Here is a 14,926-nt window from a genome sequence, read left to right as displayed (position 1 = left end):
AGATGATTGCGAAACTGTTCGCAAAATATCAGTCCATTGGACTGATTACACTCAGTTTACTGGTCGGTGCGATAATGACATTTATCGCACTTCCTGTTTTAACGCGCCTATATTCTGTTGCTGATTTTGGCGCGTATGGTATTGCTTTGGCGATTGTCAGTGTTTTATCGACCGTTGCTAATTTACGTCTCGATCAAGCTTTATTGGTCGCGGACGAGCAAGACAAAAAGAGTCTGATTTTTGAAGGGGCGGTGTTCTCAACAGGCATTGCGATTCTTAGTGGCATCGTCATTAGCTTTATTTTAAATGTTGAAATGGCAAGTGCAGTCGCCACAGGCGTGCTTGCCAACACTCTGATTCAGAGTCTGTATAATTATCAATTTGCTGCGCATAAGGAATATTTTTGTGCAGGCTTAAATATTTTTAGAAGTGCGATTGTCGTTGCGGTGCAACTGAGTTTGCCACTGTTTATACAGATCAGTCTGGTCAATAGCTATAATGTCAGTTCTATCCTGATGATCGTGGCGATGTTGCTCTACATCTTGAAGTATCAGCTCTATCAAGTCAGTTGGCAGGCGTTTAAAAATTATCAAGATTTTATTTATGCCAATACCCCGCATGCCTTGCTGAATAGTTTTTCACATAACTTGCCATACTATGTGGTGTCGCATTTTGTCGGTGTGCAGGCGATGGGTTTTTATGCCATTGTCGAGCGGACTTTGCGTGTCCCGATCAATCTAATTTCACAAACCCTGCGTCAGTTTTTTATCCGTAAGTTTAAAATTACAGATTCAAACAAAAATGCGTTAAAGGCAAGTTTGCTTTTAAGCTTAGTGTCACTGCCATTATTTGCCTTGGTCTTTGTATTGCCTGAATCGGTATATCTTTGGATTTTCGGTTCTGAATGGGTTGGCATCTCAACTTATTTCCAAATTTTAGCTTTGGGCTATTGGGCGATTTTCTGTAATCCGCCAAGCTCAGCTTTTCTGATTGCTAAGCGCAATAGCCAAGTGCTGTTTAAGTTGCAAATCGTAGAACTCATGATTAAGTTCGCTTTATTTGCAGGCTTCTATGCAGTCTTTGCTGATAAAGTATATATGTTGCTTGCGGTGCCTGTAGCACTGATCATTTATAACTTTGCCATTTTATATGTGGTGTGGAGAAACAAAAGCTGATGTTTTTTAAACTGTTAAAACTGATGAATTGGTTCACTGCACAATCCCGTCAGCAATTTTATAATGTGGCTTTTGGCACCAAATTTCGTTATTTCGGCAAAGCCTGTACGGTCGATATTAGCGGACAAGTGAAGATTGGCAACAATGTTTATATTGGCGATCATGTCAGTTTAATTGTCGAGCAAGGTGCGAGCTTAGAAATCGCGGATAACAGTTTTATTGGTGAAAACTGCTATATCAAATGCTTTGGTGGCAAGGTGTCAATTGGTAAAGATGTCAGTATCAATTCTAAGTCCTATATCAATGGCTGTGGAGGTGTGAGCATTGGCGATAACACCCGTATTGGCACGCAAAGTATCATCATTGCCAGTAATCATAAATTTGGTGAACCTGACGTGTTGGTGAAAGACGCAATTACCAAACAAGGGGTCAGTTTGGGTGAAAATATTTGGCTTGGTGCACGGGTGACGGTACTTGATGGTGTGAAAATTCCAAGTGATTCGGTGATTGGCGCGTGCAGCCTTGTGTCGAAACCTTTGGACGAATCAGGTGTCTATGTCGGTAGTCCTGCCAAAAAAATCAAATCGCTCTGATCTTATTTTTCATCCTGCATCGTGACTGCGGTTTCCATATCGTAAAGTGGATTTTCAGCGTAAAATAGCTGACTTATTTTCCTCCTTTTAAGTTGCCTCGCCTCATTCAGGTATTGTGTATGTCATTTATGGTTTCTGCTTTTCGACAGCTGTTTGATTTGGCTTATTTTATGGCAAAAGGCAGTGTGGCTTATGCACGTAAGAAAGGTGTGACAGTCGGGGAAAACTGCCGAATTTATATTAAAAGCTGGGGCTCAGAACCATTTTTGGTCAGCATTGGTGATCATGTGACTGTGACCTCAGGGGTGAAATTTATTACTCATGATGGCAGTACCTGTTTAGTCAAAGATGCGCAAGGTAAACGCTACCAACGCTTTGCACCAATTCAAGTGGGATCGCATGTGTTTATTGGGGTCAATACTATTGTAATGCCGGGTGTAAGCATTGGCTCCAACGTGGTGATTGGCGCAGGCTCGGTGGTGACCAAAGACATTCCTGATCACAGTGTGGCGATTGGCGTACCTGCCAAAGTGGTATCCAGTTTTGTCGACTATCAAGCCAAAATTCAAAGCACCTGTGCCAGTGATAGTGAGCTGGCAGGTATCACGGATTATCGTGAGCGTGTTGAGCGTGCCATGGCGATTCAAGCCTCAAAAAACCACTTTTAATATTTTCCCATTTCATAAAATTTAGGTCTGCATATGTTGAATAAAGTCATGTTCTTTTTGCCAAGCTTGGGCGGTGGCGGTGCAGAACGTACGGTCATTCAACTGGCGAACAGTTTTGCTGAACAAGGACTTAAAATTCATTTAGGCGTATGTGACCTGAATGGTGATAAAGCTAAACTTTTTCCTGAAGTTAGCCCGAAAATTGAGTTGGTCAATTTTAATTGCGGTCGGGTGATGAATAGCATCACGCCTTTAAAAATAAAAATGAAAGCTGAGCAATACGACTGCTTAGTCGCAACACAAACCCACACCAATATTGTGGCAGGTATTGCGAAAAAACTCGCAGGTGTTAAAACGCGATTAATCTTCCGTGAAGTATCTACGCCGTCCAAAAACTTAAAATTGCAAGGTCTTGCCAAATTTTTGCTGAAAACTTTGGTGAATTGGACTTATCCCATGGCACAGCAAGTGGTCTGTGTTTCCAAAGGGGTTGAAGCCGATTTTCGTGAATATTATGGCTATAAAAATAATAATCTGAGCACGATTTATAACCCTGTATTGGACGATGCCTATTTTGAAAAACTCAAAGCGCCAGTCACACACAAATTTTTAAATGGTGACCATAAAGTGATTTTGGCAGTGGGGCGTCTCACTGAAGCAAAGAACTTTGGTTTTCTGATCCGCTCCTTTAAAGCCTTGCATGATCAGCATCCTGAAACCCGATTATTGATTTTAGGTGAGGGCGAACTGCGTGCAGAGTTTGAAGCTTTGGTATCTGACTTAGGTTTAAAAGATGTCGTGGATTTACCTGGCTTTGATTCAAACCCGTATGCCTATTTTAAATATGCATCGCTATTTGTTTTAAGCTCGAATTGGGAAGGCTTGCCGGGTGTACTTATTCAAGCCTTAGCCTCTAAAGTGAAAGTGGTGAGTACCAACTGTCCAAGTGGACCAATGGAAATTCTAGAAAACTCTAAGTTTGGTTTATTGGTCGAATGCAATGATCAAACAGGTTTGACGCAAGCCATGCAACAGGCGATTTTTGCCGATTATGTACATTATTCAGAAGCTGATTTTGAAGCGCATATTCAGCAATTCCACAAAGCAACGGTATTGAAGCAGTACTTAAACATGATGGAGTCTGCAACATGAGCAAACCGTTGATGGTGCATGTGATCACCAACTTTGCAGGGGTGGGCGGTGCAGAAATGATGCTGTCGCGTCTGATTCAATATACTGAAAACCAATATCAGCACGTGATCATCAGTTTAATGAAAACATCGAGCATCTATCAAAGCACGCTCGATCGTTGTCAGTCACATTATGCTTTAGGCTGGAATGGCATCAATACGCTGAGTACGATTCAAAAATTACGTAAATTGCTGAAACAGTTACAACCTCAAACCGTGCAATGTTGGATGTACCATGCCAATGCATTGACCAGTCTCAGTGTTATTGGTTTAGCGAAAAAACCAAAGGTCGTATGGGGTATTCATCATTCTCTTGCTTCTCCTAAAGATGAATCAATCAGCACCAAGATTGCCTTGGGCATAAGTAAAATACTATCACAGCAACCTAGTGCTATTATTTATTGTGCGCATTCGTCTATGCAGCAGCATCAGGCCTTCGGCTTTAAAAATGGCAATAGCCAAGTGATTGCCAATGGCGTGTTTCTCGATAAATTTCAGCCTAATCCCCAATTGCATGAACCAATCGTGATTGGTTTTGCAGGGCGTTATCACACGGCCAAAGGCTACCCCTATTTGTTTGAAACGATGGGCTTACTCAAGGATCAAGACATCATCTTTAAAATTGCAGGTAGCGGAGCGAGTTTAGAGAATCCTGAAGTAAAGGCTTTATTCGATCAATATCAATTGGATAGTCAAAAAGTCCATTTATTGGATCAAATCTCAGATATGCCTGCTTTTTATCAATCGATTGATGCATTCCTCATGACTTCAATTACCGAAGGTTTTCCGAATGTGTTGGTCGAAGCCATGGCATCAGGTTTGCCTTGTATCAGCACCGATGTTGGTGATGCGCAATATATTGTGCAAGAGCTTGGCGAAATTGTACCGCCGCGCAATTCGGCTGTATTGGTGCAAGCAATTTTAAATTATGTGCAGCAAAGCAATGATCAAAGATTGCAGTTGAAACAAGCTGTGCGTGAGCGCGTAGAAGCACATTTCAGTATTGAGAAAGTGAGTCAGCAATATATGCAAGTTTGGGAGCAAAGCCGTTGAAATTTCTGATGATCAGCAGTTTTTTGCCTTCTGTTTTAAATTTCCGCGGGAAACTGCTGGAAGCTATTCATGCACAAGGCTACGAAATTCATATTATGGCGCCTGAATTCGCATCATTCCCTGAAGAACAACAGAAATTGGAAGCACTAGGCTATCATTTACATGAAATTCCAATGCAACGGACTGGCACCAACCCACTGGCGGATTTAAAATTACTGAAGCATTTATATCAAAGCATTTGTCATATTCAGCCTGATTATGTGCTGTCTTATACCATTAAGCCTGTCATTTATGGCACGCTGGCGGCATGGTTGGCAAAAGTCCCACATCGCTTTGCTTTAATTACCGGTCTAGGTTATGCCTTTCAAAATGTTGAATCAGGTAAACGCAGTCTGTTTCAAAAAATGGTGCATGGTTTATATGCGCAAGCATTGAAACGTAGCGACAAAGTCTTTTTCCAAAATCCAGATGATTTAAAGCTATTCCAAGACATGCATTTGCTTGATGCCAATAAACCAACGGTGGTGGTGAATGGTTCAGGGGTGAATGTGCAAGACTTTGATGTCATGCCTTTACCAAAAAATGAACAAGGGCAGGTCAAAGCCTCTTTCTTACTCATTGCACGTTTGCTCGGTGATAAAGGCGTACGTGAATATGCCGAAGCCGCACGGATCATTAAAGCACAATACCCTGAAGCTGAGTTTCATTTGGTCGGTTGGATTGACGATAATCCATCTGCTATCTCGCAAGCCGAACTAGATAGTTGGATTGCCGATGTTCGCCTCAAATATTGGGGTAAACTGGGTGACGTACGTCCTGCAATTGCAGAAAGCTCAGTTTATGTGCTGCCATCCTACCGTGAAGGTACGCCGCGTACAGTTTTAGAAGCGATGGCGATGGGACGTGCGATTATTACCACTGATGCACCTGGTTGCCGTGAAACAGTATCGCATGGAGTGAATGGTTATTTGGTCGGGGTGAAATCAGTCGATGAGCTGGTGCAATACATGCAATACTTTATTGAAGATCCAAAACTGATTGAGTATATGGGACAGCGTTCGCGGGAAATTGCGCTGAATAAATATGATGTGCATCAAGTGAATAAACATATGATGGCTGAAATGGGTATCCATTAAAGGAGATTCGCCCAATTTAAGAGATGATCCAAATGACCTTAAAATATATAAAAAGTGATTTATACCGCTATACCGGTAATCTTGGTTTTAAATCATTTTTAAAAACTTATTTATTTAATCGAGGCTTTAATTTTTCATTTTGGCTGCGTTTGGCCAGTGCAAAATCGTTTTGGGCGAAGTTGGCTTATCCCATTTATTATTATAAAAAAAAGCATTACGGCATTGATATTCATACCACAACTCAAATTGGATATGGTCTGTTTATTGGTCATGGCGGGCCGCTGGTTGTTAACCCTACGACTGTGCTTGGCAATAATGTAAATTTATCGCAATTTACAACGATTGGTGCCAATGGCGGCCGTCAAGCAGCAGAAATTGGTGACAATGTTTATATTGGGCCGAATGTTTGCATCATTGAGCATGTCAAAATTGGCAATAATGCCACTATCGGTGCGGGCAGCGTCGTGACCAAAGACATTCCTGAAAATGCAACTGCGGTAGGAAACTACGCGAAGGTGATCAGCATGAATAACCCGGGTCATGCAGTCAATCGTCGTTGGACCGATCTCTAAACGACTATATTTTCGGGATCTTTTGGAATGGGCAATACTTGAGTCCCTTTGACGGTTGAAATATTTTACAAATCTGATGGTCTCGAACAGGGTATAATCATTGCTATAAATGGATACCATTCCCCCATTTTCATCTAATCTTAAGAGTGAACCATGTTAAAGCGCTTATTGGATATTGTTATTGCATCATCTGCGCTGGTGCTGCTGTCTCCTGTTTATGCTTTGGTGGCTTATAAGGTGCGAAAAAATTTAGGTTCGCCTGTTTTATTTCGTCAGCTACGTCCGGGTCTGCATGGCAAGCCCTTTGAAATGGTGAAGTTTCGCACTATGAAAGATGCGCTCGATGCGCAGGGTAATCCATTACCTGACAGTGAGCGTTTGACGCCATTTGGAAAAATGCTTCGTGCCACCAGTTTGGATGAAATGCCTGAACTGTGGAATGTGATTAAAGGCGATATGAGTATTGTCGGACCACGACCATTATTGATGGAATATTTACCGCTCTATAATCGTGAGCAAGCCAAGCGTCATAACGTGCGTCCGGGCATTACAGGTCATGCTCAAGTGAATGGTCGCAATGCCATTTCATGGGAAAAAAAGTTTGAACTCGATACGTGGTATGTGGAAAATCAGTCTTTATGGCTCGATTTTAAAATCATGCTAAAAACCGTGAAAAAAGTGATTGCCAAGGATGATATCAATGCCGAAGGCGAAGCCACCATGACAAAATTTACCGGCACACCGGAACAAAAATAATGACAACACTCTATGCGATTTATGGGGCTTCAGGTTGTGGGCGTAGCTTGATGCCTGTCGCGCGTCAGCAATTGGTACGTCAAGGTGATGCGTCTGAAATTATCTTTATCGATGATGCTTTAACAGACATTGCTTCGGTCAATGGTCATCGCGCCATGAATTACCAAGCTTTTTTAAATGAATTTGCATCGACAAAATACGTGCAAATTGCGATTGCCAATAGTCGTGTGCGTGAAAAAATCGCTCAGCGTTTAGAAGCGGATGGCATTCAGCTTTGGTCGATCATTGCGGATAATGTAGTTTTAATGGATCAAATTGAACTCGCTGAAGGTTCTGCTTTAAGTCCTTTTGTCAGCATTGGCTCAAATGTCAAAATCGGGAAGTGTTTTCATGCCAATTTATACAGTTATGTCGAGCATGATTGTGTGATTGGGGATTTCGTTACTTTCGCGCCAGGCGTAAAATGCAACGGCAATATTCATATACACGCGCATGCCTATATTGGCGCGGGTGCGATGATTAAGCAGGGCACACCTGATCAGCCTTTAGTGATTGGTGCAGGTGCAATTGTGGGTATGGGTGCTGTCGTGACCAAAAGTGTACCCGCAGGCGTCACTGTGGTCGGTAATCCTGCCCGAATTCTGACTTCAAAATAGATTTTTAAACTCGATTTTTAGACTGGGAAAATTCCATGTTAAACAGTGCATTTGAGCCTTGGCCAAGCTTTACCCAAGCAGAAGCCGATGCGGTGTCAAAAGTCCTATTATCCAATAAAGTGAATTATTGGACAGGTCAGGAATGCCGTGAATTCGAAAAGGAATTTGCACAGTTTGCAGGAACTCAGCATGCAGTTGCCGTTGCCAATGGTACAGTCGCACTCGATTTAGCCCTCAAAGCTTTAGGGATTGGTGCAGGGGATGACGTGATTGTCACCTCACGGACTTTCTTGGCGTCAGCAAGTTCAATTGTCACCGCAGGTGCCAATCCGATTTTTGCCGATGTGGAACTGGATTCACAAAATATCTCACGCCGTAGCATTGAAGCAGTGATTACACCAAATACCAAAGCCATTATTTGTGTGCATTTAGCAGGGTGGATGTGTGATATGGATCCGATCATGCAATTGGCTGAGGAAAAAGGCATTTTTGTAATTGAAGACTGTGCCCAAGCACATGGCGCGATGTACAAAGGTAAATCGGCAGGTTCAATTGGTCATATTGGGGCATGGTCATTCTGCCAAGACAAGATTATGACTACAGGCGGTGAAGGCGGGATGGTCACCACCAATGATGAAGGTCTTTGGAAAACAATGTGGTCGTATAAAGATCACGGCAAAAACTTTGATAGCGTCTATAACAAGCAACATCCACCGGGCTTCCGTTGGTTGCATGATTCATTTGGCACCAACTGGCGCATGATGGAAATGCAAGCGGTGATTGGTCGTCTGCAACTCAAACAAATGTCTGAATGGACGGCAAAACGTAATACCAATATGGCGCGTATCCAAGCCGTATTTGAAAGTAGCCCTTATTTTACCGTAGCGAAACCGTCAAATGATTATGTACATGCCGCTTATAAATGCTATGTGCAAGTCAATGTTGATGCTTTGCCAGAAGGCTGGTCACGTGACCGCATCATGGCGGAAATTTCATCTCAAGCTGTTCCATGCTTTAGTGGATCATGTTCAGAAGTATATTTAGAAAAAGCCTTTGATGGCACAGCATGGCGTCCAAAACAATCATTGCCACAAGCAAAACAACTCGGTGAAAGCAGTTTGATGTTCTTGGTACATCCAACATTGTCGGATGCCAGCCTGCAAAAAACCGTGGATGTCATTACGCAAGTCATCGCAAAAATCTAAACCTGAAAAGCGCGTATAATAATACGCGCGAATATTCCCTTGACCTGATTCGAGCACGTTGTGAAAGACATTATCCGATCTATAGCATCATTACCGCGTCGCCAAAAGCAAATTGTTTTGGTGCTGATGGATATCTGTGTTTTACCGTTGATGATGTGGCTGGCGTATGCCATTCGTTTGGCGCGTCCGAATGTACAGGTCATGCAAGGCTTAGACGCTTGGTATATCTATGTCGGTATTTTTGGCATTGCTATTTTTGCTTTGCTCGGGATTTACCGCGCAATTGTCCGTTCTTTTAATGAAGACTACTTGCTGCGGATATTAATCGGGACATTTATTCAAATCGTGGCCTTGTATACGATTAAAAAACTGAATGTTGCTTTTATACCTATGAGTATTCCACTGATGTATGGCTTTATGCTTTTTTCATACATGTGGTGGAGCCGTGCAGTCATTCGTTATGCAACATTAAAAACCTTTGCCAAAAAGCAAAGCCGTAAGCGCGTGGCAATTTATGGTGCAGGCTTAGCAGGTCAGCAAATTGCCGCTGCTTTAAACCGTTCAGATGACTATTTACCAGTGTGTTTTATCGATGATAAACGCTCTTTAAAAGGACAGTCATTAAGCGGTTTAAAGATTTATTCACCCAAAAAAGCACAAACTAAATTGGGTAAATTTGGTATTGAAGAAGTCTTACTTGCCATGCCTTCGGTCGGACGTGCACGGAAAAAAGAGATTATTGAGTCTTTTGATTCGGCAGATGCCAAAATTATGGAACTCCCAGGGGTCACGCAATTGGTCGATGGTCAAGTCCAAGTTTCAGATATTCGTGAAGTGGATATTATTGACCTATTAGGCCGTGATCCTGTACCGCCGAAACCTGAACTGTTAGAAAAAAATATTAAAAATAAAGTGGTCATGGTGACAGGGGCTGGAGGGTCGATCGGCTCTGAACTTTGCCGTCAGATCGTGAAGCATCAGCCGAAAATGTTGGTGCTGTTTGAAATGTCTGAATTTGCTTTGTACTCGATTGACCGTGAATTGCAGGCTTCTGATATACAAATTATTCCAGTGCTGGGTTCTGTCACCAATCAGCAAAAATTAGAACGTATTATTCAAGAATACAATGTGCAAACGGTTTATCACGCTGCGGCTTATAAGCATGTGCCACTTGTAGAAGCAAACCCATTTGAAGGCATTTACAATACCTCAATTGGTACGCAGCGCAGTGTAGATGCTGCAGTGAATCAAAATGTTGAAACCTTTGTATTAATTTCAACGGATAAAGCCGTGCGTCCAACCAATGTGATGGGCGCTTCTAAACGTATGGCAGAGCTGTATTGTCAGGGTTTAGCATCGACCAACCCAAAGACTCAAATCAGTATTGTACGTTTTGGTAATGTGCTGGGTTCATCAGGTTCTGTGGTGCCATTGTTTAAAAAGCAAATTGCACAAGGCGGACCTGTGACGGTGACGCATCCTGAAGTAACGCGTTACTTTATGACCATTCCAGAGGCAGCACAGCTGGTGATTCAAGCAGGGGCAATGGGTACTGGCGGTGATGTATTTTTATTAGATATGGGCGAGCCTGTTAAAATTGTAGACTTAGCCAAACAAATGATTCGCTTGAGTGGTTTTAAGCCTGTAGATGAAAAAGGGCTTGGGGATATTAAGATTGAATTTACAGGGCTAAGACCAGGTGAAAAACTGTATGAAGAATTATTAATTGATGCAGAAAATGTTGAAAAAACAAAGCATGAGCGGATTTTAAAATCTTTTGAGCAATTTTATAGCATTAAAGAAATGAAGGAAGTTTATGTAAATTTTGAAAAGATACATAAAGATGAAGATAGGTTGAGTTTATATAAAATCCTTGAAAATCATGTGGATGGATTTTTTAGGTAAAAATACAATCTGATTATATTATAATGAGAGAATTATATTTAAATAAAATGAAGCGTATTTTTCGCAGATTTTGTAAAAAATATGTATAATTCCTCGCGTTAAAATTTTTTGAATGATTATTTTATAAGTTATGGCAATTATTATGCCTACTATTTACTTTGAAACATAATGTAAATGAATGCCAATGGAATAATGGGACATGTGCATATATTTAACCAAGAAGAGCGGTGAGGACGAATGTCTAAAATAACAGTAGTTGGTACGGGTTATGTGGGGCTTTCAAATGCGATGCTTTTCGCAGAGAAACATGAAGTTACTGCATTAGATATAGATAAACATCGTGTAAATTTGTTACAACAATTAAAATCACCCATCCAAGATGAGTTAATTGAACAGTATCTCACTAAAAAAAATATTCACTTTAAAGTGACGATGGATCAGCATGAAGCTTATGCTATGGCTGATTTTATTATTGTTGCAACACCAACAAACTATGATGAGAGCACAAATTATTTTGATACAAGCTCAATCGAGCAAGTATTAGCTCATTTAAGTGAAATTCAAAGTAAATCGATCATTATTATTAAATCTACAATACCAGTTGGTTTTACAGCAAAAATGCAAAATCAATATTCAGATTTGCATATTTTATTTGCCCCAGAATTTTTGCGTGAAGGCAAAGCACTCTTTGATAACTTGTACCCATCGCGGATTGTCGTTGGTGAAAAAAGTGATGTTGGTGAGACCATCGGGCTTTTATTTAAAAATTCTTGCTTAAAAGATGATGTTGATGTTTTGTTGATGGACGCAACGGAAGCAGAAGCAGTTAAATTGTTTTCAAATACATATTTGGCAATGCGTGTAGCTTATTTTAATGAGCTAGATAGTTATTGTGCACTTCGTGGTTTAAATTCGAAAGATATTATTCAGGCTGTTGGTTTAGATCCACGCATTGGTTCGCATTATAATAATCCATCATTTGGCTATGGTGGTTATTGCTTACCTAAAGATACCAAACAGCTTTTAGCAAATTATCAAGATGTACCTCAGAGCTTAATTTCTGCCATTATTCAATCGAATACCACACGTAAAGATTTTATTGCAGAAGAAATATTGAAAAAATCACCTAAGGTTGTTGGAATTTATCGTTTGGTGATGAAAGCGGGCAGTGATAATTTTAGGCAGTCTGCAATACAAGGTATTATGAAACGCCTTAAAGCAAGAGGCATTGAGTTGGTGATTTATGAGCCAGCTTTGCATGAGGGCGCATTTTATAATTCAAAAGTATTAACCGATATTCAGGAGTTTAAAGCCACTGCTGATATTATTATTGCAAATAGAATAGTGGCAGATTTGGATGATGTGTTAGATAAAGTGTATACACGTGATTTATTTGGCGATAATTAATACCATTTATATTTAATAACTTGATTGGAATTTAACGATGAAAAAAGCACTGATTACGGGGATTACAGGTCAGGATGGTTCTTACCTTGCAGAATTTTTATTAGAAAAAGGTTACGAAGTACACGGTATTAAGCGTCGGTCTTCATTATTTAATACACAGCGTATTGATCATATTTATCAAGACCCACATGAGTCTCATGCCCGTTTACACTTACATTATGGTGATTTAACAGATACATCAAACTTGACGCGTATTTTGGCGGAAGTTCAACCTGATGAAGTTTATAACTTAGGTGCACAGTCACATGTGGCGGTGTCATTTGAATCACCAGAATACACTGCAGATGTAGATGCGATTGGTACATTGCGTTTATTGGAAGCAATCCGCTTTTTAGGCTTAGAAAAGAAAACTAAATTTTATCAAGCTTCTACTTCTGAATTGTATGGTTTAGTCCAAGAAATTCCACAAAAAGAAACAACGCCGTTCCATCCACGTTCACCGTATGCAGTAGCTAAAATGTATGCCTATTGGATTGCAGTGAACTACCGTGAAGCGTATGGCATGTTTGCATGTAATGGTATTTTATTTAACCATGAGTCACCACGACGTGGTGAAACCTTTGTAACACGTAAAATTACCCGTGGTTTAGCCAATATTGCTCAAGGCTTAGACCAGTGTTTATATATGGGTAATTTAGATTCACTGCGTGACTGGGGCCATGCTAAAGATTATGTGCGTATGCAATGGATGATGTTACAGCAAGATCAGCCTGAAGATTTTGTTATTGCGACAGGTGTTCAGTATAGCGTACGCCAGTTTATTGAATGGTCAGCGCTTGAATTAGGCATTACTTTGGAATTCACGGGTACAGGTGTGGATGAAAAAGGTATTGTAGTTAAGGTAGAAGGTGATAATGCGCCTGCAGTGAATGTTGGGGATGTATTGATTGCTGTAGATCCGCGTTATTTCCGCCCTGCAGAAGTTGAAACATTACTTGGTGACCCATCTAAAGCAAAAGAAGTCCTTGGTTGGACACCTGAAATTACAGTACAAGAAATGTGTGCTGAAATGGTGGCTGAAGATTTGAAAGAAGCACAACGAATTGCACTTTTAAAAGCCCATGGCCATAACGTATCTGTATCTTTGGAGCACTAAAAAATGTCAGTTGATTTAAATCAACGCATTTTTGTGGCTGGCCATCGTGGGATGGTCGGCTCAGCAATTGTGCGCCAGCTTCAAGCCAAAGGCTACACAAATATTATAGTAGCAACACATGCCGAACTTGATTTATGTAGTCAGGTAGCAGTAAATGACTTTTTTAAAACACATCAAATTGATCAGGTGTATTTAGCTGCAGCAAAAGTGGGTGGTATTCATGCCAATAATGAATATCCAGCGGACTTCATTTATCAAAATTTGATGATAGAGGCAAATGTAATACATGCTGCTCATGTAAATGATGTACAAAAGCTGATGTTCTTAGGGTCATCATGCATTTACCCTAAAATGGCACAGCAACCTATGGTTGAGTCTGAACTTTTGACGGGTGTCTTAGAAAGTACCAATGAACCTTATGCCGTAGCAAAAATTGCGGGTATTAAGCTGTGTGAAAGTTACAACCGTCAGTTTGGACGGGATTATCGTAGCGTAATGCCAACGAATTTGTATGGTCCGCATGATAATTATCACCCTGAAAATAGCCATGTAATTCCTGCATTACTTCGCCGTTTCCATGAAGCGGTAAAAGACAATGCTGAAGTGGTAACCATTTGGGGTAGTGGTAAGCCAATGCGTGAATTCTTGTATGTAGATGACATGGCAGCAGCCAGCATTCACGTAATGGAGTTAGATGCTGAAACGTTTAAAGCCAATACGCAGCCAATGTTGAGTCATATTAACGTTGGAACAGGTATTGACTGTACAATTCGTGAACTTGCTGAAACTGTTGCTAAAGTTACTGGTTTCCAAGGTCGTCTTGAGTTTGATGCGACTAAACCTGATGGCACACCACGCAAGTTGATGGATGTAAGTCGTTTAGCTGATCTTGGTTGGAAAGCAAGTATTAGCTTAGAAGATGGTCTACGTGATGCCTATCAGTGGTATTTAAATAATATTGATTCTGCACGGTCTTAAATATGTGGTTGCCAGACGAAACATTTAAAAGTGTCATTCAACATACACCTCTGATTTCGATTGATTTAATTGTTCGAAATGAGCAGGGTGAGGTTTTATTGGGTAAACGAGTTAATGCCCCTGCAAAGGGTTATTGGTTTGTACCTGGAGGACGTGTTCGTAAAAATGAAACTTTGGATGATGCTTTTATTCGTTTGGTGCGCGAAGAGCTTGGTATTGAATCGGGTATTACTCGTGCAGATACCAAGTTTTTAGGCGTGTTTGAGCATTTTTATGATGATTGTGCTTTTGGGGGGGATATAACAACGCATTATATTGTCTTAGGATATGAGTATGTTATTGATTTAGGGTGTGAAATATTAATAAAAGATCAACATCTGGAATTTAAATATTTTAATGTTGCTGAGCTACAGTTAGAAAAAAATGTACATGCTATGACTAAGTTGTACTTTACTACGTATAAAAGTAGTTGAAAT

15 protein-coding genes are annotated in these 14,926 nt (G+C 40.7%); all 15 read left to right on the top strand.

The window, feature by feature from the left end; all coding sequences use genetic code 11:
* Positions 1-2: 2 nt before the first annotated feature.
* The 15 genes from MST16_RS16520 (at position 3) to MST16_RS16450 (ending at position 14,923) form a co-directional block, all read left to right on the top strand.
* A complete protein-coding gene (locus MST16_RS16520; RefSeq protein ID WP_180092031.1) occupies positions 3-1,175 on the top strand; it encodes a lipopolysaccharide biosynthesis protein in 1,173 nt (390 codons plus the stop codon).
* Complete coding sequence (locus tag MST16_RS16515; protein ID WP_180092029.1) at positions 1,175-1,768, top strand: DapH/DapD/GlmU-related protein; 594 nt, start codon at positions 1,175-1,177, stop codon at positions 1,766-1,768. The genes MST16_RS16520 and MST16_RS16515 overlap by 1 nt, the downstream gene beginning before the upstream one ends.
* Before the next feature lie 119 nt (positions 1,769-1,887).
* Positions 1,888-2,436 (top strand): acyltransferase, encoded by a 549-nt coding sequence (locus MST16_RS16510; protein ID WP_180092027.1) that lies wholly within the window; start codon positions 1,888-1,890, stop codon positions 2,434-2,436.
* 33 nt (positions 2,437-2,469) lie between these two features.
* Positions 2,470-3,588 carry a glycosyltransferase gene (locus MST16_RS16505; RefSeq protein WP_180092026.1) on the top strand — a complete coding sequence of 373 codons (1,119 nt, stop codon included), beginning with the start codon at positions 2,470-2,472 and terminating at the stop codon, positions 3,586-3,588.
* A complete protein-coding gene (locus MST16_RS16500) occupies positions 3,585-4,679 on the top strand; it encodes a glycosyltransferase (protein ID WP_180092024.1) in 1,095 nt (364 codons plus the stop codon). Before MST16_RS16505 ends, MST16_RS16500 begins: the two co-directional genes overlap by 4 nt.
* The gene (locus MST16_RS16495) at positions 4,676-5,815 is read left to right on the top strand and encodes a glycosyltransferase family 4 protein (protein WP_180092022.1); all 1,140 of its coding nucleotides are present in this window, start codon (positions 4,676-4,678) and stop codon (positions 5,813-5,815) included. Before MST16_RS16500 ends, MST16_RS16495 begins: the two co-directional genes overlap by 4 nt.
* Positions 5,816-5,847: 32 nt before the next feature.
* Positions 5,848-6,387 carry a serine O-acetyltransferase gene (locus tag MST16_RS16490; protein ID WP_180092020.1) on the top strand — a complete coding sequence of 180 codons (540 nt, stop codon included), beginning with the start codon at positions 5,848-5,850 and terminating at the stop codon, positions 6,385-6,387.
* A 153-nt stretch (positions 6,388-6,540) separates the two neighbouring features.
* On the top strand, positions 6,541-7,143 hold the full coding sequence (locus MST16_RS16485) for a sugar transferase (protein WP_180092018.1): 603 nt from the start codon (positions 6,541-6,543) through the stop codon (positions 7,141-7,143).
* Entirely contained in the window at positions 7,143-7,799 is a 657-nt protein-coding gene (locus MST16_RS16480; protein ID WP_180092016.1) for a NeuD/PglB/VioB family sugar acetyltransferase, read from the top strand. Before MST16_RS16485 ends, MST16_RS16480 begins: the two co-directional genes overlap by 1 nt.
* 35 nt (positions 7,800-7,834) lie before the next feature.
* A complete protein-coding gene (locus MST16_RS16475) occupies positions 7,835-9,004 on the top strand; it encodes a DegT/DnrJ/EryC1/StrS aminotransferase family protein (protein ID WP_180092006.1) in 1,170 nt (389 codons plus the stop codon).
* Between the two features lie 60 nt (positions 9,005-9,064).
* A complete protein-coding gene (locus tag MST16_RS16470; protein ID WP_180092004.1) occupies positions 9,065-10,909 on the top strand; it encodes a nucleoside-diphosphate sugar epimerase/dehydratase in 1,845 nt (614 codons plus the stop codon).
* Between the two features lie 237 nt (positions 10,910-11,146).
* Positions 11,147-12,316, top strand: a complete 1,170-nt coding sequence (locus tag MST16_RS16465) for a nucleotide sugar dehydrogenase (protein ID WP_180092002.1) — start codon at positions 11,147-11,149, stop codon at positions 12,314-12,316.
* A gap of 37 nt (positions 12,317-12,353) precedes the next feature.
* Positions 12,354-13,472: a GDP-mannose 4,6-dehydratase gene (gene gmd / locus MST16_RS16460; protein WP_106985601.1), complete on the top strand. Its 1,119-nt coding sequence runs from the start codon at positions 12,354-12,356 to the stop codon at positions 13,470-13,472.
* Between the two features lie 3 nt (positions 13,473-13,475).
* The gene (locus tag MST16_RS16455) at positions 13,476-14,450 is read left to right on the top strand and encodes a GDP-L-fucose synthase (protein ID WP_180091993.1); all 975 of its coding nucleotides are present in this window, start codon (positions 13,476-13,478) and stop codon (positions 14,448-14,450) included.
* 2 nt (positions 14,451-14,452) lie between these two features.
* A complete protein-coding gene (locus MST16_RS16450) occupies positions 14,453-14,923 on the top strand; it encodes a GDP-mannose mannosyl hydrolase (RefSeq protein ID WP_180091991.1) in 471 nt (156 codons plus the stop codon).
* Positions 14,924-14,926 lie beyond the last annotated feature (3 nt).

It is taken from the genome of Acinetobacter sp. YH16040_T (genome assembly GCF_024605785.1).
Classification (GTDB): Bacteria; Pseudomonadota; Gammaproteobacteria; order Pseudomonadales; family Moraxellaceae; genus Acinetobacter; species Acinetobacter amyesii.
The sequence above is the reverse complement of the archived record's forward strand: the minus strand, read 5'-3'. Positions and strand labels throughout refer to the sequence as shown.

What these genes read in the sequence shown, in the direction of transcription:
- MST16_RS16520 (WP_180092031.1), top strand. Translation starts at nt 3, where the DNA reads ATGATTGCGAAACTGTTCGCAAAATATCAGTCCATTGGACTGATTACA.
- MST16_RS16515 (WP_180092029.1), top strand. Translation starts at nt 1,175, where the DNA reads ATGTTTTTTAAACTGTTAAAACTGATGAATTGGTTCACTGCACAATCC.
- MST16_RS16510 (WP_180092027.1), top strand. Translation starts at nt 1,888, where the DNA reads ATGTCATTTATGGTTTCTGCTTTTCGACAGCTGTTTGATTTGGCTTAT.
- MST16_RS16505 (WP_180092026.1), top strand. Translation starts at nt 2,470, where the DNA reads ATGTTGAATAAAGTCATGTTCTTTTTGCCAAGCTTGGGCGGTGGCGGT.
- MST16_RS16500 (WP_180092024.1), top strand. Translation starts at nt 3,585, where the DNA reads ATGAGCAAACCGTTGATGGTGCATGTGATCACCAACTTTGCAGGGGTG.
- MST16_RS16490 (WP_180092020.1), top strand. Translation starts at nt 5,848, where the DNA reads ATGACCTTAAAATATATAAAAAGTGATTTATACCGCTATACCGGTAAT.
- MST16_RS16485 (WP_180092018.1), top strand. Translation starts at nt 6,541, where the DNA reads ATGTTAAAGCGCTTATTGGATATTGTTATTGCATCATCTGCGCTGGTG.
- MST16_RS16480 (WP_180092016.1), top strand. Translation starts at nt 7,143, where the DNA reads ATGACAACACTCTATGCGATTTATGGGGCTTCAGGTTGTGGGCGTAGC.
- MST16_RS16475 (WP_180092006.1), top strand. Translation starts at nt 7,835, where the DNA reads ATGTTAAACAGTGCATTTGAGCCTTGGCCAAGCTTTACCCAAGCAGAA.
- MST16_RS16465 (WP_180092002.1), top strand. Translation starts at nt 11,147, where the DNA reads ATGTCTAAAATAACAGTAGTTGGTACGGGTTATGTGGGGCTTTCAAAT.
- gmd (WP_106985601.1), top strand. Translation starts at nt 12,354, where the DNA reads ATGAAAAAAGCACTGATTACGGGGATTACAGGTCAGGATGGTTCTTAC.
- MST16_RS16455 (WP_180091993.1), top strand. Translation starts at nt 13,476, where the DNA reads ATGTCAGTTGATTTAAATCAACGCATTTTTGTGGCTGGCCATCGTGGG.
- MST16_RS16450 (WP_180091991.1), top strand. Translation starts at nt 14,453, where the DNA reads ATGTGGTTGCCAGACGAAACATTTAAAAGTGTCATTCAACATACACCT.